This window comes from Nocardia sp. CY41, from assembly GCF_009829325.1.
Classification (GTDB): Bacteria; Actinomycetota; Actinomycetes; order Mycobacteriales; family Mycobacteriaceae; genus Nocardia.
Genome location: NZ_VUOS01000020.1, coordinates 142,149 through 162,951 on the forward strand (window position 1 = coordinate 142,149; position 20,803 = coordinate 162,951).

The 20,803-nt window shown below is 68.3% G+C and carries 21 protein-coding genes and 3 tRNA genes; 14 read left to right on the plus strand and 10 right to left on the minus strand.

The features are described from left to right. Positions 1-221: 221 nt before the first annotated feature. The 5 genes from GVY64_RS22515 to GVY64_RS22535 all read left to right on the plus strand — a co-directional run bounded on the left by GVY64_RS22515 (position 222) and on the right by GVY64_RS22535 (position 3,886). On the plus strand, positions 222-1,355 hold the full coding sequence (locus tag GVY64_RS22515) for a DNA cytosine methyltransferase (RefSeq protein WP_201298116.1): 1,134 nt from the start codon (positions 222-224) through the stop codon (positions 1,353-1,355). Further along, positions 1,352-1,777 carry a very short patch repair endonuclease gene (locus GVY64_RS22520; RefSeq protein WP_159844625.1) on the plus strand — a complete coding sequence of 142 codons (426 nt, stop codon included), beginning with the start codon at positions 1,352-1,354 and terminating at the stop codon, positions 1,775-1,777. The genes GVY64_RS22515 and GVY64_RS22520 overlap by 4 nt, the downstream gene beginning before the upstream one ends. Positions 1,778-1,995: 218 nt before the next feature. Further along, complete coding sequence (locus GVY64_RS22525) at positions 1,996-2,718, plus strand: DUF998 domain-containing protein (protein WP_236567056.1); 723 nt, start codon at positions 1,996-1,998, stop codon at positions 2,716-2,718. Beyond that, positions 2,711-3,103: a RidA family protein gene (locus GVY64_RS22530; protein WP_159844631.1), complete on the plus strand. Its 393-nt coding sequence runs from the start codon at positions 2,711-2,713 to the stop codon at positions 3,101-3,103. The genes GVY64_RS22525 and GVY64_RS22530 overlap by 8 nt, the downstream gene beginning before the upstream one ends. 66 nt (positions 3,104-3,169) lie before the next feature. Next, a complete protein-coding gene (locus tag GVY64_RS22535) occupies positions 3,170-3,886 on the plus strand; it encodes a maleylpyruvate isomerase family mycothiol-dependent enzyme (RefSeq protein WP_159844634.1) in 717 nt (238 codons plus the stop codon). 66 nt (positions 3,887-3,952) lie between these two features. Here GVY64_RS22535 and GVY64_RS22540 read toward each other — a convergent pair whose 3' ends face one another. The 4 genes from GVY64_RS22540 to GVY64_RS22555 form a co-directional block, all read right to left on the minus strand. Continuing rightward, complete coding sequence (locus tag GVY64_RS22540) at positions 3,953-4,480, minus strand: YybH family protein (protein WP_159844637.1); 528 nt, start codon at positions 4,478-4,480, stop codon at positions 3,953-3,955. 391 nt (positions 4,481-4,871) lie between these two features. Then, positions 4,872-4,944: transfer RNA gene (locus GVY64_RS22545), tRNA-Arg, on the minus strand. Between the two features lie 34 nt (positions 4,945-4,978). After that, positions 4,979-5,068 (minus strand) — tRNA-Ser (locus tag GVY64_RS22550). Between the two features lie 88 nt (positions 5,069-5,156). Then, positions 5,157-5,861 (minus strand): dienelactone hydrolase family protein, encoded by a 705-nt coding sequence (locus tag GVY64_RS22555; protein ID WP_159844640.1) that lies wholly within the window; start codon positions 5,859-5,861, stop codon positions 5,157-5,159. Between the two features lie 117 nt (positions 5,862-5,978). On the opposite strand from GVY64_RS22555, the gene hisC reads away from it, so the two are divergent. After that, positions 5,979-7,052, plus strand: a complete 1,074-nt coding sequence (gene hisC / locus GVY64_RS22560; RefSeq protein ID WP_159844643.1) for a histidinol-phosphate transaminase — start codon at positions 5,979-5,981, stop codon at positions 7,050-7,052. Here hisC and GVY64_RS22565 read toward each other — a convergent pair. Continuing rightward, complete coding sequence (locus tag GVY64_RS22565) at positions 7,049-8,122, minus strand: alpha/beta hydrolase (protein ID WP_159844646.1); 1,074 nt, start codon at positions 8,120-8,122, stop codon at positions 7,049-7,051. The two genes, hisC and GVY64_RS22565, sit on opposite strands and share 4 nt — an antisense overlap. 70 nt (positions 8,123-8,192) lie before the next feature. Beyond that, a complete protein-coding gene (locus GVY64_RS22570) occupies positions 8,193-9,224 on the minus strand; it encodes a HoxN/HupN/NixA family nickel/cobalt transporter (RefSeq protein ID WP_159844851.1) in 1,032 nt (343 codons plus the stop codon). A gap of 511 nt (positions 9,225-9,735) precedes the next feature. Between GVY64_RS22570 and GVY64_RS22575 the strand changes: the two genes are divergently transcribed. The 3 genes from GVY64_RS22575 (at position 9,736) to GVY64_RS22585 (ending at position 12,449) form a co-directional block, all read left to right on the plus strand. Further along, on the plus strand, positions 9,736-10,809 hold the full coding sequence (locus GVY64_RS22575) for a nitric oxide synthase oxygenase (RefSeq protein ID WP_159844854.1): 1,074 nt from the start codon (positions 9,736-9,738) through the stop codon (positions 10,807-10,809). Positions 10,810-10,934: 125 nt separating this feature from the next. Continuing rightward, positions 10,935-11,723: a DUF6597 domain-containing transcriptional factor gene (locus GVY64_RS22580; RefSeq protein ID WP_328820993.1), complete on the plus strand. Its 789-nt coding sequence runs from the start codon at positions 10,935-10,937 to the stop codon at positions 11,721-11,723. 75 nt (positions 11,724-11,798) lie between these two features. Continuing rightward, positions 11,799-12,449, plus strand: a complete 651-nt coding sequence (locus GVY64_RS22585; RefSeq protein ID WP_159844652.1) for a DUF998 domain-containing protein — start codon at positions 11,799-11,801, stop codon at positions 12,447-12,449. A 339-nt stretch (positions 12,450-12,788) separates the two neighbouring features. Here GVY64_RS22585 and GVY64_RS22590 read toward each other — a convergent pair. From GVY64_RS22590 to GVY64_RS22600, 3 genes are all read right to left on the minus strand, one after another. Next, positions 12,789-12,876, minus strand: a tRNA-Ser gene (locus tag GVY64_RS22590). A gap of 24 nt (positions 12,877-12,900) precedes the next feature. Then, a complete protein-coding gene (locus GVY64_RS22595; protein ID WP_201298117.1) occupies positions 12,901-13,311 on the minus strand; it encodes a MarR family winged helix-turn-helix transcriptional regulator in 411 nt (136 codons plus the stop codon). 131 nt (positions 13,312-13,442) lie between these two features. Continuing rightward, positions 13,443-14,621, minus strand: coding sequence for a lactate 2-monooxygenase (locus GVY64_RS22600; RefSeq protein WP_201298113.1), 1,179 nt, complete (start codon positions 14,619-14,621; stop codon positions 13,443-13,445). Between the two features lie 146 nt (positions 14,622-14,767). Here GVY64_RS22600 and GVY64_RS22605 point away from each other — a divergent pair, with 146 nt between their 5' ends. Then, positions 14,768-15,772, plus strand: a complete 1,005-nt coding sequence (locus GVY64_RS22605) for an NAD(P)H-quinone oxidoreductase (RefSeq protein ID WP_159844661.1) — start codon at positions 14,768-14,770, stop codon at positions 15,770-15,772. 7 nt (positions 15,773-15,779) lie between these two features. Here GVY64_RS22605 and GVY64_RS22610 read toward each other — a convergent pair whose 3' ends face one another. Then, positions 15,780-16,982, minus strand: coding sequence for a cysteine desulfurase-like protein (locus tag GVY64_RS22610; RefSeq protein ID WP_159844664.1), 1,203 nt, complete (start codon positions 16,980-16,982; stop codon positions 15,780-15,782). Positions 16,983-17,233: 251 nt separating this feature from the next. Here GVY64_RS22610 and GVY64_RS22615 point away from each other — a divergent pair, with 251 nt between their 5' ends. The 4 genes from GVY64_RS22615 to glfT1 all read left to right on the plus strand — a co-directional run bounded on the left by GVY64_RS22615 (position 17,234) and on the right by glfT1 (position 20,781). Beyond that, entirely contained in the window at positions 17,234-17,836 is a 603-nt protein-coding gene (locus GVY64_RS22615; RefSeq protein ID WP_159844667.1) for a bacterial proteasome activator family protein, read from the plus strand. 213 nt (positions 17,837-18,049) lie between these two features. Continuing rightward, the gene (gene wzm, locus GVY64_RS22620) at positions 18,050-18,928 is read left to right on the plus strand and encodes a galactan export ABC transporter permease subunit Wzm/RfbD (RefSeq protein ID WP_195084983.1); all 879 of its coding nucleotides are present in this window, start codon (positions 18,050-18,052) and stop codon (positions 18,926-18,928) included. A gap of 10 nt (positions 18,929-18,938) precedes the next feature. Continuing rightward, positions 18,939-19,775, plus strand: a complete 837-nt coding sequence (gene wzt / locus GVY64_RS22625) for a galactan export ABC transporter ATP-binding subunit Wzt/RfbE (RefSeq protein ID WP_063019080.1) — start codon at positions 18,939-18,941, stop codon at positions 19,773-19,775. A gap of 70 nt (positions 19,776-19,845) precedes the next feature. Then, on the plus strand, positions 19,846-20,781 hold the full coding sequence (glfT1, locus tag GVY64_RS22630) for a galactofuranosyltransferase GlfT1 (protein WP_159844670.1): 936 nt from the start codon (positions 19,846-19,848) through the stop codon (positions 20,779-20,781). Positions 20,782-20,803 lie beyond the last annotated feature (22 nt).

Below are 20,803 nucleotides of genomic sequence, written 5' to 3' on the forward strand. Positions count from 1 at the left end.
AACGGCCGGTCATCACGTCCGTGTGCGACCACCCTTGTGCATTATTGGAAAAGCGCACCGATCGCACGGCGTGACACGCGGACCGTACCAGGTGCCGGTGGCAATGGTCGCGTGTTGGGGGATCGCCCGGACGACTCGAGTAACCTGCTCCCCGGGCACGGGGCGCGCGGGCGGCGTCCGGTGTGGACGCGAGAAAGGGAAGGTCGTTGACGGGCGCGCGGATGGTCGGGCTGTTCGCCGGGATCGGCGGGCTCGAACTCGGCCTCGGCAGGCACGGCTGGCATACCGAGCTGCTGTGCGAGATCGAGCCCGGGGCCCAAGGCGTGCTCGCCGCCCGTTTCCCGGACGTGCCGCTGCATTCCGACATCACCAGGCTGCGGGCGATCCCGGCGGGAACGGAACTGGTCGCGGCGGGATTTCCGTGTCAGGACCTCTCGCAGGCAGGCCGCACCGCCGGCATCACCGGCACGCGCTCCGGTCTGGTCGACGAAGTGTTCCGGCTGGTGCGGCGCAAGCGCGGTCCGCGCTGGCTGGTGATCGAGAACGTGCCGTTCATGCTGCAACTGGGGCGTGGCGCGGCCATGCGGCACATCACCGGCGCGCTCGACGAACTCGGTTACACCTGGGCCTACCGTGTGGTGGACGCCCGCGCCTTCGGGCTGCCGCAACGCAGGCAGCGGGTGGTGATGCTGGCCTCGCGTACCGAGGACCCGCGCGGGGTGTTGTTCGGCGAGGACGCCGGGCCCCGCACGGTCGGCGATCCCGCGATCGACCCGTGCGGCTTCTACTGGACCGAGGGGGTGCGCGGACTCGGCTGGGCGGTGAACGCGGTGCCGACGCTGAAGGGCGGCTCCGCGCTCGGCATCGCGAGCCCGCCCGCGGTGCGGCTGCCGTCCGGGGAGATCGTCACGCCCGGCATCGCCGACGCCGAACGCCTCCAGGGCTTCGACGCCGGCTGGACAGCGCCCGCGACCGAACTGCCGGGCATCAGGAAGGGCCACCGCTGGAAGCTGGTCGGTAACGCGGTGAGCGTGCGGATGGCGTCCTGGGTGGGCGCGCGGCTGGCCGCTCCGCTCGAGCCGGTCTCCGGCGATCAGCCGCTGGCGCCGGGCACCCCGTGGCCGGTCGCCGCGTGGGGGCATGCCGGTGTGGCCTATCGCGTGCCGGTCTCGACCTGGCCGGTGCACGAACCGTACGAGGATCTGGCCGGCTTCCTCACCGACGCGCGGTTGCTCTCCGCGCGTGCGACGGCCGGCTTCCTCCGCCGCACCACCATGGGCAGCCTGCGTTTCCCGCCGGGCTTCCTGGCCGATGTGGAAAGCCATCTGGACCGGATGGGCGGTTGGGCGGCATGAACCGGCCGGCTACCGACGCGGCCACCAGCGCACGGATGGCGCGCCAACGGCGCACCGGAACCGATCCCGAGCTCGCGCTGCGCCGGGAACTACATCGCCGCGGGTTGCGCTACTTCGTCGACCGCGCACCCATCCGGGGCCAGCGCAGGCGCGCCGACCTGGTCTTCCCGCGCCGCCGCGTCGCGGTCTACGTGGACGGCTGCTTCTGGCACCGCTGTCCGCAGCACGCCACCGATCCGAAGAACAACGCCGAATGGTGGGCGGCCAAACTGGCGGGCAACGTGGCCCGCGACCGGGCCACCGACGCGGCGCTCACCGCGGCGGGGTGGCGCGTGGTCCGCGTCTGGGAGCACGAGGATCCCGTCAGCGCGGCCGACCGCGTCCAGGCGACGTTGTCAGCGGCGCCGGACCCGCACCAGTGAACGCGGAGCGTGTGCGGCCAGATAACCGGACATCACCATCACCGTGATGACCGCGATTCCGGCGGCGGCAGTCGCGAAACCGAGCATGGGAACCTCCTCGAGTTGCAGCTGTCGTCCAGCGTGCCGGGCGTAGCTGACAAGACCCTGTGTGCCGGATGGTAGTGACGTGTGCGGCCCGCCGCTGTCCGGCGCGCTCTAGAAATCAGCACAATGGGGACGTGACGGGTGGCTCGGACAACGCCGTTCGGCGCGTACGACCGGTATCGGTGCTGGTCGCCGCGGCGATCGCACTCGCGGGGCTGTGCTATTCGTCCTGGGTGCTGCAGTTCCTGCTGCCCATCGACCTCGACCCGGTCGACACCTTCCTCAGCGAACTGGACGCCGAGGGAAAGCCGTACCGCGAAGTTTTCGCGACCGCGGACCTGATCGTCGGAGCCGTGCTCATGCCTGCGGCCATCACGGGGCTGCTGTCGTTCCCGCGGCGCCGACCGACCGACGTGGGCTGGATCGCGCTGTTCTGCTTCGGCGCGGCGACCATCGCCGACGTCCTGCTACCGCTGCGTGACTGCACGCCCGGCGAGAGCGGATGCGGCGGCCCGAGCCCACTGTTCCCGCAACTGCATCAGCCGCACGCGCTGACGAGCACGCTGGCGGTCACCGGCATCGCGGTCGCCGCTTTCGCCTTCAGCCTCGCCGCGTTCCGCTATCGACGCTGGCGGGTACTGCGCGAATTCGGGCTGATCGTACTGGTGACCGGTGCGCTGGCGACGGTGTGGATGCTGGTGGCCGACAACCTGCCGGGGAACTACGCCCTCGGCATCGCCCAGCGCATCCAGGTCGGATCCATGTCCCTGTGGTTGATCACCCTGGCCGTCGCGGTCATCGTGGAGGACCGGCAGTCGCCGCCCAGAGGGCCGTGCGATGCTTTCGCGCATGAGTGATCGCGTGAACATCTCCTCGGGTTCGGAATTCGAAGACATCGTCGGCTATTCGCGGGCGGTCCGGCTCGGCAACGTCATCGCGGTCAGCGGAACCACGGCCTCGGCCCCCGGCGGCACCGCCGTCGGCGGCGACGACATCGGCGAGCAGACCAGGGAGACCCTGCGGCGCATCGGCTCCGCCCTGGAAGAGGCGGGCGCGAGTCTGGCCGACGTCGTGCGCACCCGTATCTTCGTCACCGACATCGCCCGCTGGCCCGAAGTCGCCAAGGCGCACGCCGAGGTGTTCGGCGAGATCCGTCCCGCGACGGCGATGTACGAGATCAAAGGTTTGATCACCCCGGCCTTGCTGGTCGAGATCGAGGCCGACGCGATCGTCGGCGGGTAGGCAAGGTTTTCTGGTCCGGCCCGTCGTTCGCGGCGGACCGGGTCGAGCCTCGCTAGGGTCGAAACCGTGACCACCGCCTCACAGACTCCCGCGCAGCTCGACACCGTCGCCGAGGCGACCACCCGCCTGCTCGACACCACTCGCGGACTCGACGAGAGCGCCGTCACCGAGCCCTCCTTGCTCCCCGGTTGGACCCGCGGCCACGTCCTCGCGCATCTGGCCCGCAACGCCGACAGCCTGGTGAACCTCCTGCTGTGGGCGCACACCGGCGTCGAGATCCCGCAATACGCCAGCGCTTTCCTGCGCGACGCCGACATCGCGGCGGGCGCGCCCCGCCCGCTCACCGAGCAACTCGCCGACAACGAGGCCGCCGCCACCCGTTTCCTCGGCCTCGCCCGTTCCCTCACCGACGACGCGTGGCAAGCACAGGTCCGCACCCGCCAGGGCCGCCCCATCCCCGCGACGGAAGTCCTGTGGATGCGTCTGCAAGAGGTCGAAATTCACCACGTAGACCTCGCCGCGGCCTACACCCCCGCCAACTGGCCCGCCCCTTTCGTCGCCCGCATCCTCCCCCAAGCCACCGCCGACCTCGCCCGCCTCACGGCCGACACCACACTCGCCTTCACCATCCAGGCCACCGACACCGACTACACCGCCACCATCGGACCTTCCCCCACCCACACCATCTCCGGCCCCGCCTCCTCGCTCGCCGCCTGGCTCCTCGGCCGCAGCCCCGGCACCGACCTCACCGGCGACCTCCCGCTCCTCCCCGCCTGGAAGTGACCCGCGAGTGGCACACCACTGCGGCATCGCCCGAGAAGACCCTCAGTGGTGTGCCACTCGTGAGCATCAATGCGCGGTAGAAGGTTTCGGCCGCAGGCCGAGACGCACGAGCAAGCTGGTGGTGACCAGCCCGAATATGGATCGACCCCCACCTCGGGCGGGCGAGTCCTTTTCGCACGCGAACCAGACTTGAAAATTGGCCGGGTTGACCGGAAGCGAGATGTGCTCGTGCGTGATCGCCCAGGCACCGTCCGTCCGTCGCAGACAGACGGTCTCGCGCACCCAGATCGGCAGGTCGATCCCGCCGCGACGCTTGCCGGAGTCCAAGTGCAGCATGTGGGCGAAAGCCGCGTCTCCAGCTGTGATCACCGTCAAATCGTGAGTTTCCAAGCCGATGGGCCCGATGTACCCGTCGAACCATCGCACAAAGTTGCGGCGCACTTCATCGGGACCCGTGAACCGCAGAGGTGCCACGGCATCGTAATAGACGACGTCTGGTGAATAGAAGGACATGAGGCGATCGATGTCCTTGGACCGCTGTGCGTCGGTGCGGCTCTCCAGGAACGCTCTGACCTGGGCTTCATGCGAGATCATTGGGTCTCCGTTCGAGATTCCTCGGCGGCGGCCGCTTACCTGGCAGCCGACCCTGTGCTTCCAGTAATCCGACGATGTAGCCCGGACGAATGTGAGGCGCCACCCCCGGCATCACCGCGATACAGCGCAAGGTGCGAAGCGGAAGCGCTGTGTGCCGTGTATCGGGCGCAGGCAGTGAGTCGTGAGGCGGCGCGGCGCGCGCCCGGCGGCGACGGTGCCGCGCATCCTGCGGCACCGCTGGATCACCGTGACGACAGGCACCTGCACGGTCGGCGCCGGCCAGCGGGCGCGATGACGGGCATGGACGCGCTGCCGAGGACAGCGCGTCAATGGTGTCGTCAGAGATGCGAGAAGGCCCCTCCGCTGCTACCGGAGAGGCCTTCTACCTGTGTGCGCCCGAAGGGATTCGAACCCCTAACCTTCTGATCCGTAGTCAGATGCTCTATCCGTTGAGCTACGGGCGCATGTGTTCTTCAGTTGTACCCGGTTTCCCGGGTGTGGCGGAGGCGAGAGGATTTGAACCTCCGGTCCCCGTGAAGGGACAACTCATTAGCAGTGAGTCCCATTCGGCCGCTCTGGCACGCCTCCTGGAGCCTTCTCTTCGAGGGCACCGGTCCTTTCGAACCGCCGAGCAGAAAGGTTACAGGAGCTACCGTCCAGATCACAAAACGGCTGGTCAACGCAGGTTACTGTCGAACCAATCGAAGATTCTGGTCTGCGAATCGACCGCATCCCCGTCGTCGGCCTCGGAGGTGTCGGCACGGTGGTGCAGGCCGGGGTAGGTGACCACCAGGCTGGCGACCGCGGCGCGGGCGGTCGCGTCGCGTAGCTCGTCGACCTGGGCGGGCGGGGTGGCCGGGTCGTCCGCGCCGAACAGGCCGAGCCACGGCGCCTGCAAGTGGGGAGCGGCGCGCACGAGGGCGTCGGCCTGGTCGGTGAGCGGCTCGGTGATGCCGTGCGCCGCGACGCTCACCGCGGCGCCGATCGGACGGTTGGTCGCGACCAGGAAGGCGGCGGTGCCCGCGGAATCGAAGCCGAGCACGCCGATGGTGTCGGGGAACACCCCGCGCCGGGTGAGCCAGTCGAAGCAGGCGTCGAAGTCCTCGAACAGCTCGTCACCGAAGACCCCCGCGCCGGGGTCTTCGTCCTCCCGATGGAAGAGTTTGGGCGCGATCACGGTCCATCCCTCGCCGGCCAGCGCGTTCATCAGGTCGCGTAACGCGCCGGTGAACTCGCGCGACTCGTGCAGCACCACGATCCCGCCGCGGGCGTTTCCTTCCGGCTCCACCACGGTGATGGGCACCTGCCCACCGCCGGTCGGCCGCTCGTCTTCCTGGTCGCTACCCCGCAGCGGGGCCATATCGTCGTAGGTGCCCGACATGAAACCAGCGTAGGGCGAGTTGCCGATCTGCGGTAGAAATTGCACGTGAGGGCCTATAACCCAGAGAATTTCCGGTACGCCGACCAGGTCGGCGACGGCGCGGATTAGGGTTGGAGTGTGACAGCGCAGATCCGGCCGGACCTCGAATCGATCCCGGCGTACACCCCCGGCCGCAGCAATCCAGGCGCGGTCAAATTGGCCAGCAACGAGACGACCGTCGGGCCGCTGCCCGCCGCCGCCAAGGCCATTGCCGAGGCGGCCGAGCTGGCCAACCGGTATCCGGACAATCAGGTCACCGAGCTGCGGACGGCGCTGGCCGAGTTCCTCGGAGTCGGCTACGACAATGTCGCGGTCGGCTGCGGCAGCGTGGCGCTCTGCCAGGAACTGGTACAGATCACCTGCTCGTCCCCGTCCGACGAGGTGCTGTTCGCGTGGCGCTCGTTCGAGGCCTACCCGATCGTCACCAAGGTGGGCAACGCCACCGCCGTGCAGGTCCCGCTCACGCCGGGTCAGGTGCACGATTTGGACGCGCTGGCCGCCGCCGTCACGGAGCGGACCAAGTTGGTCTTCGTCTGCAACCCGAACAACCCGACCGGGACCGCCGTCGGGAAGACCGAGCTGGTCCGGTTCCTGGACGCGGTGCCGTCGCACGTACTGGTGGTGCTGGACGAGGCGTACTACGAGTACGTGCGGCTGGCCGACCACCCCGACGGCGTCGAGATCGGCCGCACGAGGCCCAATGTGGTTGTGCTGCGCACCTTCTCCAAGGCTTACGGCCTGGCCGGCCTGCGGGTGGGTTACGCGGTGGGCGCCCCGGCGGTGATCACGGCGCTGCTGAAGGTGCATATCCCGTTCAGCGTGAACCGGCTCGCACAGGCGGCGGCGATCGCGTCGCTGGAGTCGCGCCACGAATTGCTGGATCGCACCGACCTTCTGGTCACCGAACGCGAACGGGTGCGCGACGCGCTGGTGGCGCTGGGGTACCCGGTGCCGCCGAGCGAGGCGAACTTCGTCTGGCTGCCGCTAGGGGCGCGCAGCGCCGAATTCGGCGAGGCCAGCGCGGCGGCCGGGGTGCTGGTGCGTCCGTACGGAACCGACGGGGTGCGCGTCACCATCGGCGACCCGCACGAGAACGATCTCTTCCTGAGCTTCGCCGGTGAGCCGGAGGTGCTCGCCCGGTTCCTGGGTTAGCGGACCCCGATCGCGGGCGCGATCGTCGGCCAGGAGAGCGCGAGCTCGTCCTCCCAGTACGGCCAGGAGTGCGTCCCGGTGGCCCGGAAGTGGGCGGTGATCGGGATGCCGAGCGACCGCAGCCGATCGGTGAGCCGCCGGGTGCAGGCGTTCGTGGCGGCCTCCAGCGGCCCGCCGAACGTGATGGCGCTGGGCAGGTCGACGTTCGGTGTGCCGGGTACGTCGTGCACGCCGGGCAGGCCGCTGCCCACCGACAGGTAGATCGTCTTGCCGCGCAAGGCGTCCGCGTGCAGGGTGACGTCGTGCGCCAGCCAGGCCGGGTCGTCCTGTTTGCCGAACATGTTGTCCGGCTCGCCCATGTAGGTGGCCACCACGGCGCGCGCCTGCGCCTGGCCGATGTCGGTGCCCATCGAGAAGCAGCCGCTGTGCGCCGCGATCGCCTTGTAGAGCGTCGGCTGCCGGAACGCCAGCATCATCGCCGCCTCCGCGCCCATGGAGACGCCCATGACCGCGTTGGTGCCGTTGCCGTCGAACTTCGCGTCGATCAGCGGGGGCAGCTCCTTGGTCAGGAACGTCTCCCACTTGTTGGTCCCGAGCACCGGGTCGGGTTGCTGCCAGTCGGTGTAGAAGCTGGCCGGGCCGCCGACGGTGAGCACGACGTTGACATCCTTGTCCGCGTAGAAGCGGTCGGCGTGCCCGAGTTCGGTCCAGTTGTTGCTGTCGGGGCTTGCGCTGCGGCCGTCGAGCATGTACACGGTCGGACGCGGGCGCGACTGGTCGCGCGGCAGCAATACCTGCACCTCTACCACCCGGCTCATCGCGGGGGAGGCGACGTACACACGCAGCCATCGATCATTGATCGGTTCGATGCCCTCGATCCGAGGTGTGGACGGTTGCTTACTGGTGGGCTCGGCCGGGCCGGGGCCGTCGGCGGAACCGGTATTCACCGGCGGCGGTTTGCCGGGCGCCGCCGTGACCTGCGGGGCACCGAAGGACACCGCACCGGAGACGAGTGCGGCACTGATCAAGGCGCTGGAAAGCCAACGCCGCACCCCGCGGCGACACAGCATGCGAACCATCCTGCCAGAGACATCGAGGGTGGGCCGAAGCCCGTTGTCCGGTCGAGGAGTACAACCGCGCTCACCGTGCGGCCAGACCGTCCTGCCAGCGCCGCTCCACACCGGCGAAACGCCACACCGCGAGGGCGACCGCCCAGGTGAGCACGAACAGCCCGACGATGATGAAGCCGAGATCGCCCAAATCCAGATTTCCGATCCAGGCGAGGACGCCCGATTCCACTTCGAGCCGCTCGGCGAAGATCGAGAGGATCTCCTGCCCGCCGATCAGCAGTGCCACCGCGACCGACAGCCCCGTGATCACCAGGTTGTAGTAGATCTTGCGCACCGGCCCGGCGAAGGCCCAGTCGTAGGCGAAGCTCATGAACGAGCCGTCCAGCGAGTCGAACAGCGCCATGCCCGCCGAGAACAGCACGGGCAGCACCAGAATGGCATACCAGGGTAGCCCGGTGGCCGCCGCGCCGCCCGCGATCACCAGCAGCCCGACCTCGGTGACCGTGTCGAAGCCGAGGCCGAACAGCACGCCGACCGGATACATGTGCCCAGGCCTGCGGACGAGGCCGATCACCGGCCGCAGCACCCGGTTGAGCAGGCCCCGGCTGTCCAGCTGCCTTTCCAGCTGCGCCTCGTCGTACTCGCCGCGGCGCAGCTGCCGGAACACCCGCCAGATCCCCACCAGTGACGCCAGATTGAGCAGGCCGATCAGGATGAGGAACGCGCCGGAGACGCTGGTGCCCCACAGCCCCGTCCAGCGTTGCAGGGCCGAATCCTCGTCTGCCAAGCCGGCCGCCAGTGCTCGCACGCCGAACGCGAGCAACGCCACGAGCACGAATACCACCGTGGAGTGGCCCAGCGCGAACCAGAAGCCGACCGTCTGGACTTTCCGCTTCCCGAGCTCCGCCACCAATTTTCGGGTGGTGTTATCGATCGCGGCGATATGGTCGGCGTCGAACGCGTGCCGCATACCGAGCGTGTACGCCGTCACTCCGAGGCCGACGCCGAACACCGAACCTTCGATCACATAGTGATTCGGCGCGACGAACAGCAGAAGCGTCCCCCAGCCGAGGATGTGCAGGGCGACGACGGTGACGGCCATACCGATGACACTGCGCACGAGCGAACCCCTCACCCCCGAAAAGCAGACCCGGTCAACGATACTGGACACCGCTTGTTCCGGTTCGCGTCTCGGGCCGATCCAGCAAATCCAGCAAATCTTGGCACACCATCAGCACACCGGTCGTACGCTGAGCGCCGGGCCTTTTCCGGGTATCGAACTAGGACGGGCATGACCGGGTATTCGCACCGCCGGCGTCGAGGTCACCGCGCCGCGCTTCGCCGCGCGATGCGGACCGGACGCCCGGTTCGCAGCCGCGACCGTCCTTCCGTCATCCCGGCGAGGCGTGCGCGGAGGCTATTTCGTGGCATCGTCCCCGTGCGCCTTCGAGGACCCCCGCGACGCCGGCGGTACCGGCGCGAATTCTCTGCTCGATTCTTCTGTTCCACCGCAGGATCCATGCCCGACGGAGAAAACCGTGAATCCAGTGTCACCCGCCTGCTCGCTCGAGCACGAATCGAACACGACTCGCCTTCCCGATCTGGAACGCCGAATGCGGGAGTGCGACGAGTTCTTCCGGCTGCCCGAACTGGCGCACCTGAGCGCCCAGCGCAGGCGCAGCGCGCTGGAGCAGCTCGAAATGACCGGCACCTATCTCCAGACCGCCGAGGAGATCCTGATCGGAGCCAAACTCGCGTGGCGTAATCACGCCCGCTGCGTGGGCCGCAAACACTGGCGCTCGTTGAAATTGCTCGACGCCCGGCGGGTGCGCACGGCGCGCGATCTGGCCGAGGTCTGCTGGCAGCACCTGCACATGGCCACCAACGGCGGCGCCATCCAGTCGATGATCACCGTGGGGCCGCCGCGGCAGCCGGACGGACGCGAGTTCCGCATCGTCAGCCCGCAGATCATCCGCTACGCGGGCTATCGCAACGGGGACGGCACGGTGACCGGTGACGCCGCCAACGTCGAGCTCACCGAGTTGGCGACGAAGCTCGGGTGGCGGGGTGCCGGAACGCCTTTCGACATCCTTCCGCTGCTGATCAGCACGCCGGACGAGCCGATACGCTGGTTCGACATCCCGCCAGAGCTGGCGCAGGAGGTGGAACTCGAACATCCGGAGTTCGAATGGTTCGCCGGTCTCGGCCTGCGCTGGCACGCCTTACCCGCGGTCTCCGACATGAATCTCGAGGTCGGCGGCATGACATACCCGTTCGCGCCGTTCAACGGCTGGTATCTGGGGGCGGAGATCGGCGCGCGGAATCTCAGCGACACCAACCGATACAACATGCTGCCGCTGATCGCGGAGATGATGTGCCTGGACACCAGGGCCGAGCGCAACCTGTGGCGCGATCAGGCCTTGGTCGAATTGAACCGCGCGGTGCTCTACAGTTTTCGCAAAGCCGGCGTGTACATCGTCGACCACCACACCGTCGCCAAGCAGTTCTGCGATCACGTCAAACGTGAGGAGGCCGCGGGCCGCGCCTGCCCCACCGACTGGTCGTGGATCAACCCGCCCATCTCGTCCGGGCTGACGCCGACCTTCCACCGCTACTACGACCCACCCGACCTGGATATTCGCCCGAACTTCGTCCGCAGGGACGTCGGCGCGGACGCGAACCTGTAACCACCGCGGTTCCGAGCGAATCGCCTCCGCTACGTGTCCACCGCGAGTTCTCCGTCAGTTTTCGGCCAGCTCACGTGAGCTGTCGGTTCCTCCAGCAGGGCGACCAGGGCCGATATCCTGGAAGCGTGCGATTTGTCAGGGGTCGGCCCGGGGCCCCGCTTGAACGGTTCATCGCCTACTTCTGGGCGGTGGAGGATGTTCCGGCTCGGGGGTCGGCACGGTTGGTGCCCAGCGGAACATTGGATCTGGTGGTCAACCTGCGCGACGACTTCGTACGGGTGAATGGGCAGGCGCACTCAGGCATAGTGGCGGCAGGGGCTTACGGCCGGCACGTCACCTCCGACGATCACGCGCTCGCTTCGGCCATGGGCGTCCATTTCAAACCGGGCGGCGCGCTGCCGTTTCTCGCCGCGCCACCGGGAGAGCTCGCCGATAGACACGTTGATCTAGAAGCACTCTGGGGGCGTTCGGCTATCGAGTTGCGTGAGCGCCTTTGCGCGGCATCCACGACGGCCGAGCGATTCGCCATCATGACAGCAGCGTTGCGGTCCCGGCTGCCGGATCATGTTCCGGGGCATCGCGCGATGCCGTTCGCACTTCAGCAGCTTGCCCAGCCTGGTCGCACGGTCGGCGACGTGGCGTCGAGCGTGGAACTCAGCCCCCGCCGGTTCATCCAGGTGTTCACGCGTGAAGTCGGGATGACGCCGAAGCACCTGAGCCGGATACTGCGATTCCAGCGTTTCAGCGAACTCGCGCGGCGCGCCGACAATCCCGACTGGGGGGAACTCGCCGCGGCATGCGGCTACTTCGATCAAGCCCATCTCATCAACGAGGTCCGCGAGTTCACCGGCACGACACCTGTCGGCCTGAGCCGCACAGCACAGCGCTTCGATGATCTGTACCTGCTCGGCTAGGGGTCAAATTTCTCCAATACCCGATGTCAGCGCGCGCCCTAGCGTATGGGCACGCGTCGAAACGGAGAGATAGAGATGATCATCGAGCAGAAGACACCGACCGCGGTTCGAACTGGTGCGTTGCTGGCCTGCGGAGCAGTAGCTGGTCCGCTCTACATCGCTGTTACCGCGATCGAGGCGACGACCCGCGCGGGCTTCGACCCGACGCAGCACCGCTACAACGTGTTGTCGACCGGCGATCTCGGCTGGATCCATCGCCTCAACTACGGAGTGGCGGGGGTCTTGATGATCCTGTTCGCGGTCGGTGTCAGCCGTGTCTTGCGCGACGGCCGAGCCGGACGGTGGGCGCCGCGGCTGTTCGGGCTGTACGGCGTCGCATATATCTGTAGCGGCCTATTCACTGCCGACCCGGTGATCGGCTTCCCGCAAGGAACGGTATCGGAGTCGACAACCTGGCATGGGATGCTCCTGATGGCCTCTCGCACGGCCAGTTCCGTCTTCCTCATCGGCGCGATCGTGCTGATCGCAGGTTGGTTCATGGCCAGAGGGCTGCGCGTCTGGGCCTGGTTCACCTGGGCGGTACCGATTTCCATGGCAGCCTACGGAGTAGCCGGAGCCGTGGTGGACACCTCCACGAAGTACCTGCTGTTCCTGCTACCGGGCATCTCGATGTGGGTCTGGATCACCGCCCTTGCCCTGCATCTGAACTCGAAGACCGACCACTGAACTTCCGGAAGGGGCCGTTCACTGTAGGACACTGAACGGCCCTTCGCCGCTCCCGGGACGGCGGTGGAACACCACTGAGGTGCCACGGCGCGCAGAAGACCGCGGGTCAGCTCCGGGCCGTCGCGCCCGGACGGGGGTTCGGGCTGCCGCGTCCATCGCGGTGTCGCGGAAGCCGCGTTTGTTCACGACCGTCGAGCCCGAGTTGCCGCGTACGTCGGTGAGGCAGTGCTCCCAGCGGGGTGTCGAGGGCGGAGGCCCCGACATCCCCCCGATGCTTCCGGTGGTCGACCGGTGTTCTCCGCGGAGTCGAGAAAGTCCAAAACTATTCGCGACCTTCACTGGCGGAGACGGAGGGATTTGAACCCCCGGTCGCTCTCGCGACGCTCGCTTTCAAGGCGAGTGCATTCGGCCGCTCTGCCACGTCTCCAGGGACACGATCGTAGCGGACGAGTCAGCCGGGGTGCTTGCCGATTTCCTCGTCGACGCGTCCGAAGACTTCGCCGATCACGTCGAGCTGGGCCGGGGCGAGCAGATCGATGAAATGGCGGCGGACGGCTTCCACGTGGCCGGGCGCGGCGGCTTGCAGTCGGCGCAAGCCCTCGTCGGTGAGTTCGGCCAGCACGCCGCGGCCATCCTCCAGGCAGGTGTTGCGGCGCACCATCTGCTGTGCCTCCAGCCGCCGGATCTGATGGGTCAGTTTGCTGCGCGAGGACAGCACGCCGTCGGCCAGCTCGCTCATCCGCAGCGAGCGGTCGGGCGCCTCGGAGAGCAGGACCAGGATGCGGTATTCGGCGACGGTCAGGTCGCTGTCCCGTTGCAATTGACGATTCAGCGCCGTCATCAAACGCTGGTGGCCGTCCATGTAGGCGCGCCACGCGCGCTGCTGCGCCGGGGTGAGCCAGCGTGGCTCGGCCAGGACGCGACCGCTCGGTTCGGGATGCACGGTGGCCATTCTATGCGTGGCGAACTGCGGAAATGGGCAACTCTCGCAGGTCAGCGCACCGTGGACAGCAGTGCGCGGTTCACCTCGGCCGGACTGGTGCATCCGGAGAGACCGAGCGCGGACTCGAAATCGGCCAGCAGCGCCCGCAACGCGTGCCGGACGCCCGCGGCCCCCGCCAAGCCGAGACCGTAGGCCCACGGCCGACCGTACAGCACCGCTTTCGCGCCCAAGGCCAGCGCTACGAGCACGTCCGAACCGGTGCGCAGCCCGGAGTCGAACAGCACATCGGCGCGGTCGCCGACGGTGGCGACCACCGTCGGGAGCGCGTCCAGCGCCGCGATCGAGCCGTCCACTTGGCGGCCGCCGTGATTGCTCACCACCACGGCGTCCGCGCCGGCGTCCACCACCTGGCGCGCGTCGTCGGGATGCAGGATGCCTTTCACCGCGATCGGGAGGTCGGTCCACTCGCGCAGCCGGGCGAGATCGGCAGGCCGCAACGTGTGATTGCCGAACAGCCCCACCCAGGTGAGGATGGCCGTCCGCATCGCTTCCTCGCTCTCCTCCGGCGCGGCGGGCAGCTTGGCCCGGAACACCGGATCGGACAGATAGTTGGCGATGCCCTTGCCGTGCAGGAACGGCAGGTGGGCCTGTTCCAAGTCGCGCGGCCGCCAGCCGAGGGTGGGAGTGTCCACGGTGACCACGATCGCCGAGGCCCCGGCTCGCTCGGCACGCCGGACGAAGGAACAGGCCAGTTCGTCGTCGGCGGGCCAGTACAGCTGGTACCACCACGCACCGGCCGCCGCGCCGACGTCTTCGATGGTCGAGGAGGCCGCGGTGGACAGCACGGTCCCGATGCCGAGCTCCGCGGTCACTTCGGCCGCGATCACCTCGCCGCCCTCGTGCAGCAGTTCGAGGACACCGATCGGCGCGGTGAGCACGGGCGCCGCCAGCTTCGTGCCGAGCACTTCGACGGACAGATCGCGTGCGCCGGGCCCGGTGGAGCCGCGCAGCATCCGCGGCAGGATGCGGTACCGATCGAAGGCGGATCGATTGGCCGCGGCGGTACGTTCGGCAGACGCGCTGCCCGCGACATACGCGAAAGCGGCCGGATCCAATCTCTGCTGTGCGAGCGACTCCAAACCCGCGGCGGTCATCGGCCACTCGGGTGTCGAACCACCCAGCCCACCCAAGTAGATCTCGTTCTGGAAATCGATGAAGCCGCCACTCACCACCGGAACGGTAGTCCGTGACGCCGGTCACCGCAGGCCGCTTGCCGGATTGCGTTTGCGCGAGTGTTTCCCTCCGTGTTCCGGTCGGGCGTGCCGACGCGGGGGGCAGCACACAGCCGTCGGTGCGCGCGGAGCACTATGACACGGTGCGCGCGATTGATCTGAAAGGTTCCGGCGGCCCCGAGGTCATGTCCCTCACCGAGGTGCACGACCCGAAGCCCGGGCACGGCGAAGTGCTGATCCAAGTGGCCGCGGCGGGCGTCAACCGGGCCGATCTGTTGCAGCGTCAGGGCTACTATCCGCCCCCTCCCGGAGCCAGCCCGCTGCTCGGCCTCGAATGCTCCGGTGTGATCGCCGAGATCGGTGACGGAGTGCGCGAGTGGGCGGTCGGCGATCGTGTCTGCGCCTTGCTGTCCGGCGGCGGTTACGCCGAACGGGTCGTGGTGCCCGCGACTCAGGTGCTGCCGGTCCCGGACGGCCTCGATCTGGGCGCGGCGGCGGGGCTGCCCGAAGTGGCGGCGACGGTGTGGTCGAACCTGGTGATGACCGCCCACCTGCGGTCCGGCCAGCTGCTGTTGATCCACGGCGGCGGCAGCGGGATCGGCACGCACGCCATCCAGGTCGCCAAAGCGCTCGGCGCGCGCGTCGCGGTGACCGCCGGGTCGGCGGAGAAGCTGGCGCGCTGCGCGGAGCTCGGTGCGGACGTGCTGATCAACTACAAGGAGGACGACTTCGTCGCCGCCGTGCGCGCCGAGCGATCGGGGGCGGGCAGCCCCGGCGCGGATGTCATCCTCGACAATATGGGTGCGGTCTACCTGGGACGCAACGTGGACGCGCTGGCCGACCACGGCCGCCTCGTGGTGATCGGCATGCAGGGTGGCGTGACCGCCGAACTGAATCTGGGTGTCCTCTTGCGCAAGTGGGGCACCGTCCACGCAACCAACGTGCGCGCGCGGCCCGCGACCGGCGTCGGCAGCAAGGCGGAAATCGTGGCGGAGGTGCGCCGGCAGCTGTGGCCGCTGATCGCCGACGGCACAGTCGCGCCCGTCATCGCGGCCGAATTGCCTATCGAGGAGGCCGCCGAAGCGCACCGGCTGCTGAACTCCGGCGAGGTGTTCGGCAAGGTGGTGCTGCGGGTGGCGGAGCTGTGAGCCCAGCTCACTCCAGCGCCAGCAGGGCCCTGCCGAGCTGATCGATCTCGAACTTGGTGGTGTAGGGCGCGAGACCGATGGTCACCGCGCCGCCCTCGTCGTTGACGCCGAGCGCGTCCAGCAGCCTGCTGCCGCCGTGCACGCCGCTCACCGTGCCGATCCGGTTGTCGGCGAGCTTGGCCGCGACCTTCTCCGCCTGCATGCCCGCGAGCGTGAAGCTGACCGTGGGGATGCGGGTGGAGGCGCGGCCGATCACGGTGAGGCCGGGAATCGAGTCCAGCATGCTCATCAAGTGCTCGAACAGCTGGTCGTGGTAGTCCTGCAGCGAGGTGATCGACATCTCCAGGCGCTCGCGCCGGGTGCCGTGCGCCCGCTCGTCCAGTCCGGCCAGGAAGTCGATGGAGGTGGTCAGGCCCGCGAGCAGCGCGTACTGGTGTCCACCGACCTCGAGCCGTTCGGCGCCCTTCGCGTAGGGGTTCAACGACATGGACGGAATCCGGTCCAGGAACGCCGGGTCACGGAAGACCAGCGCGCCGATCTGCGGACCGCCCCATGCCGGCGCGCTCAGCGCGACGACGTCGGCGTTCAGTTCATCGATGTCGATCAGCGCGTAAGGCGCGGCGCCGAACGCGTCGGCCACCAGCAGGCCGCCCACCTCGTGCACCCGGTCCGCGGCCACCCGCACGGCGGGCGCCGAACCGACGATCGGCGAGGCCGCGGTCAACGCGACCAGTCGCGCTGTGGGGCCGATCAGCTCCTCGAACTGCCAGGACGGCATCTCGCAGGTCTCGATCTCCACCTCGGCCCAGCGCACGTGCGCGCCGTAGCGGTTGGCGATGCGCAGCCACGGCGCGACGTTCGCCTCGTCGTCCAGCCGGGAGAGCACGATGCCGGTGCCGAGGCCGAGCCGCGAGCTCAGCGATTCGGCGAGCCAGGCCAGCAGGACGGCGCGGTCGGGGCCGAGGACGACGCCCGCCGGGTCACCGCCGACGAGGTCGGCGACGGCCTCACGGGCCGCGTCCAGAATCGCCGCGCTGCGCACCGCCGCGCCGTTACGGCCGATATGTGAGAAGGAGGAAGTCCGAAAACCCGTCGAAACAGCGCGGGACACCGCGTCCGGAACCAGCATGCCCGATTGCGGGTCCAGGTGGATCCAGCCGTCGCCCAGGGACGGTATCAGGCCCCGAACCCTCGCGACGTCGTAAGTCATGCTGGCCACTCTAAGGGCAGCGGACGAGCCTGTGTAACCGCGTTCCCCTCCACATCGTGGCGGGAGCACAGCGACCTGGGACTCAGCATGGCGACCGACTTTCGAGAAATCCGAACCACACGACCCGAACAGAATAGAACGCCAGGCCCGCGCGGCGGCGCGGACCGGCGGCGCGCGCCGGAGCGTGCCGCGACGCCCGGCCCAGGAGACCGGCTTAGCGCGTTCGGGCCGGACACGACATGATAGGGACCATGACGCACTCGGACGAGGCACCGGACCACATCGTCGTTGTCGGACCCGACGGCAGGCCGTTGGCCATCCCCGCGGCGGCCGGATCGGAGGCGCCTTTCACCGCACAGGTGGTGACCGACGATAACAAGGACAAGTCGGACGATCGGGACGACTCCGGCGAATCGCTCGCCGACATGGTCGAGCAGCCCGCGAAGGTCATGCGGATCGGCACCATGATGAAGCAGCTGCTCGAGGAGGTGCGCGCGGCTCCGCTGGACGAGGCCAGCCGCAATCGCCTCAAGGAGATCCACACGTCCTCGGTGCGGGAGCTGGAGCAAGGGCTCGCCCCCGAACTGCGGGAGGAGCTCGAACGGCTCACCCTGCCGTTCACCGACGAAGGCGTGCCGTCCGACGCCGAGCTGCGGATCGCGCAGGCGCAGCTGGTCGGCTGGCTGGAGGGCCTGTTCCACGGCATCCAGACCGCGCTGTTCGCCCAGCAGATGGCCGCGCGCGCCCAGCTCGAACAGATGCGCCAGGGGGCGTTGCCGCCCGGCATCCACGCCGCCGACCCGCGCGGCGGCCAGGCGAGTCACGTCACCGGCGGTTCCGGCCAATACCTGTGAGCGTGTGCCACGAGGTGGCGCGAAGCCGCAAGGGTAGTCTCGTGCACCGTGCCCGCCGCTGCCGCTCGCTCCGACTCGGTCAACGACCCGAGTGCGGTGCGCCCTGAAGAGAGCTCAGTTGGTTCCGATGACCAAGCGCGTTCAGATGACAGCTCGCCGTCCGAATCGGCCGAGCACACGGCGCCGTCCGGCGACGACTCGCAGGAGCGTCCGGTGAGCGCGGCCACGCCCGAGGCGCAGACCCTGCACGCCGGGGCCACCGTCGCGAAGATCGTGCCGGACTCCCAGACGTTCCGCCGTGCGTTCCAGGACTTCGCCGGTGGCTTCGCGCAGCGTGAACTGTGGCTGTCGCTGGGCTGGCAGGACATCAAGCAGCGCTACCGCCGCTCGGTGCTCGGCCCGTTCTGGATCACCATCGCCACCGGCTTGCAGGCCGTGGCGATGGGCGTGCTGTACGCGGCGCTGCTCGGCCAGCCGCTGCGCGAGTATCTGCCCTACGTGACGGTGGGGCTGATCATCTGGAACGTGATCAGCGCGAGCATCCTGGAGGGCTCGGAGGTCTTCATCGCCAACGAGGGCCTGATCAAACAGCTTCCTTCGGCCCTGAGCGTGCACGTCTACCGGCTGGTGTGGCGGCAGCTGCTGTTCTTCGCCCACAACATGGTGATCTACCTGGTGATGCTCGCCGCGTTCGGCGTGTGGCGCCATCTGGGGGTGGCCAGCCTGATGGCGATCCCGGCGATCGCGCTGATCTTCCTCAATTCCATGTGGGTGTCGATCGTGTTCGGCATCTTCAGCACGCGCTACCGCGATATCGCGCCGATTCTCGGCAGCACCACGCTGATGCTGTTCGTGCTGACGCCGGTCATGTGGACGACGAAGACCTTGCAATCGCAGATCACCGGCGACCGCGCGAAACTGGCCGAACTCGTGCCGACGTTCCACTATCTCGAAATCGTCCGGGCGCCGTTGCTCGGCGAACCGCAGGAACTGCGGCACTGGCTGGTCGTCGGCGCGATCACCCTGGTGGGTTGGATCGTCGCGATCCTGGCCATGAAGCAGTACCGTTCGCGCGTACCGTACTGGGTATAGGAGCGCCCCGATGAGTCGTGTGAGTATCGAGACCCAGGAAGCCTGGGTCGAATTCCCGATCTTCGACGCCAAATCGCGGTCGCTGAAAAAGGCGTTCCTCGGCAAGGCGGGCGGCGCGATCGGACGCAATCAGTCCGACGTCGTCGTGGTCGAGGCCCTGCGGGACATCAACCTGTCGCTGAAAGAGGGTGACCGGGTCGGCCTGGTCGGGCACAACGGCGCGGGCAAATCGACGCTGCTGCGCCTGCTTTCGGGCATCTATGAGCCCTCGCGCGGCAGCGCGCGCATCCGTGGGCGGGTGGCGCCGGTGTTCGATCTCGGCGTCGGCATGGATCCGGAGATCTCCGGCTACGAGAACATCATCATTCGCGGCCTGTTCCTCGGGCAGACGCGCAAGCAGATGCTGTCGAAGATCGATGAGATCGCGGATTTCACCGAACTCGGCGAGTACCTGTCCATGCCGCTGCGCACCTATTCCACCGGGATGCGCGTGCGCCTGGCGATGGGCGTGGTCACCTCGATCGATCCCGAAATCCTGCTGCTCGACGAGGGCATCGGCGCCGTCGACGCGGAATTCATGAAGAAGGCCCGGCTGCGGTTGCAGTCCTTGGTCGCACGGTCCGGCATCCTGGTTTTCGCCAGCCACTCCAACGAATTCCTCGCGCAACTGTGCGATACCGCGCTGTGGATCGACCACGGCCAGATCCGGTTGCGCGGGGGCATCGAAGAGGTGGTGCGAGCCTACGAGGGGCCGGAAGCGGGGAATCACGTCGCGACCGTGCTGCGTGAAATGGAAGCCGAACGGGCCGGAACAGACCAGCGAGAATTGGAGCGGAATCAAGCATGAGCGGTCAGGCCCGGAGGCGGCGGCGAAGCGTGACCACGGAAGGTCCCGCTCGCGCGGGAAAGGCCGCAGCATGAGTGAGCCGACCGGGACCGAACTCGCTGGAACGGACGCTGGTGCGCAGCAGCGGATCGTGGCCGTCGTCGTCACGCACAAGCGCCGCGAACTGCTCGCGGAGTCGCTGAAGGTAGTCACCTCCCAGTCCCGCCCGGTGGATCACCTGATCGTGATCGACAACGGCAACGAGCCGGAGGTCGCCGATCTGGTACGCGATCAGCCGGTGGAGTCCACCTACCTGGGATCGGCGCACAACCTCGGCGGCGCCGGCGGATTCGCGCTCGGCATGCTGCACGCGTTGAGCATCGGCGCGGACTGGGTGTGGCTCGCCGACGACGACGGCAGACCCGAGGGCCCCGACGTGCTGTCCACGCTGCTGGACTGCGCGAACCGGCACAGCTTGGTCGAGGTCTCACCCGTGGTCTGCGATATCGATGAACCCGACCGCCTCGCCTTTCCGCTGCGCCGCGGCGTGGTCTGGCGCCGGCTGCGCTCGGAACTCGGCGACGACGATTTCCTGCCCGGCATCGCCTCGCTGTTCAACGGCGCGCTGATCTCCGCGCGCGCGGTCGACGTGATCGGGGTGCCGGACCTGCGCCTGTTCGTGCGCGGTGACGAGGTCGAGGTGCATCGCAGGCTGGTGCGCTCCGGGCTGCCGTTCGGCACCTGCCTGCAGACGGCGTACCTGCATCCCAACGGCGCGGCCGAGTTCAAGCCGATCCTCGGCGGCCGGATGCACACGCAGTACCCGGACGATCCGGTGAAGCGCTACTTCACCTACCGCAACCGGGGCTACCTGATGTCCCAGCCGGGCATGCGGAAACTGCTTCCGCAGGAATGGGTCCGTTTCTCCTGGTTCTTTCTCGTCACTCGCCGCGATCCGGCCGGCTTGCGCGAATGGTTCCACCTTCGCTCCCTCGGCCGCCACGAGCAGTTCGGCAAACCCGACTGAGTCCGGCGGGCCCGCGCGTCGG

What these genes read in the sequence shown, in the direction of transcription:
- GVY64_RS22530 (WP_159844631.1), top strand. Translation starts at nt 2,711, where the DNA reads ATGAGTGATCGCGTGAACATCTCCTCGGGTTCGGAATTCGAAGACATC.
- GVY64_RS22585 (WP_159844652.1), top strand. Translation starts at nt 11,799, where the DNA reads ATGATCATCGAGCAGAAGACACCGACCGCGGTTCGAACTGGTGCGTTG.
- GVY64_RS22570 (WP_159844851.1), bottom strand. Translation starts at nt 9,224, where the DNA reads ATGGCCGTCACCGTCGTCGCCCTGCACATCCTCGGCTGGGGGACGCTT.
- GVY64_RS22595 (WP_201298117.1), bottom strand. Translation starts at nt 13,311, where the DNA reads ATGGACGGCCACCAGCGTTTGATGACGGCGCTGAATCGTCAATTGCAA.
- GVY64_RS22555 (WP_159844640.1), bottom strand. Translation starts at nt 5,861, where the DNA reads ATGTCGGGCACCTACGACGATATGGCCCCGCTGCGGGGTAGCGACCAG.
- glfT1 (WP_159844670.1), top strand. Translation starts at nt 19,846, where the DNA reads ATGAGTGAGCCGACCGGGACCGAACTCGCTGGAACGGACGCTGGTGCG.
- GVY64_RS22575 (WP_159844854.1), top strand. Translation starts at nt 9,736, where the DNA reads ATGCGGGAGTGCGACGAGTTCTTCCGGCTGCCCGAACTGGCGCACCTG.
- GVY64_RS22515 (WP_201298116.1), top strand. Translation starts at nt 222, where the DNA reads ATGGTCGGGCTGTTCGCCGGGATCGGCGGGCTCGAACTCGGCCTCGGC.
- GVY64_RS22520 (WP_159844625.1), top strand. Translation starts at nt 1,352, where the DNA reads ATGAACCGGCCGGCTACCGACGCGGCCACCAGCGCACGGATGGCGCGC.
- wzt (WP_063019080.1), top strand. Translation starts at nt 18,939, where the DNA reads ATGAGTCGTGTGAGTATCGAGACCCAGGAAGCCTGGGTCGAATTCCCG.
- GVY64_RS22540 (WP_159844637.1), bottom strand. Translation starts at nt 4,480, where the DNA reads ATGATCTCGCATGAAGCCCAGGTCAGAGCGTTCCTGGAGAGCCGCACC.
- GVY64_RS22615 (WP_159844667.1), top strand. Translation starts at nt 17,234, where the DNA reads ATGACGCACTCGGACGAGGCACCGGACCACATCGTCGTTGTCGGACCC.
- GVY64_RS22610 (WP_159844664.1), bottom strand. Translation starts at nt 16,982, where the DNA reads ATGACTTACGACGTCGCGAGGGTTCGGGGCCTGATACCGTCCCTGGGC.
- GVY64_RS22565 (WP_159844646.1), bottom strand. Translation starts at nt 8,122, where the DNA reads ATGCTGTGTCGCCGCGGGGTGCGGCGTTGGCTTTCCAGCGCCTTGATC.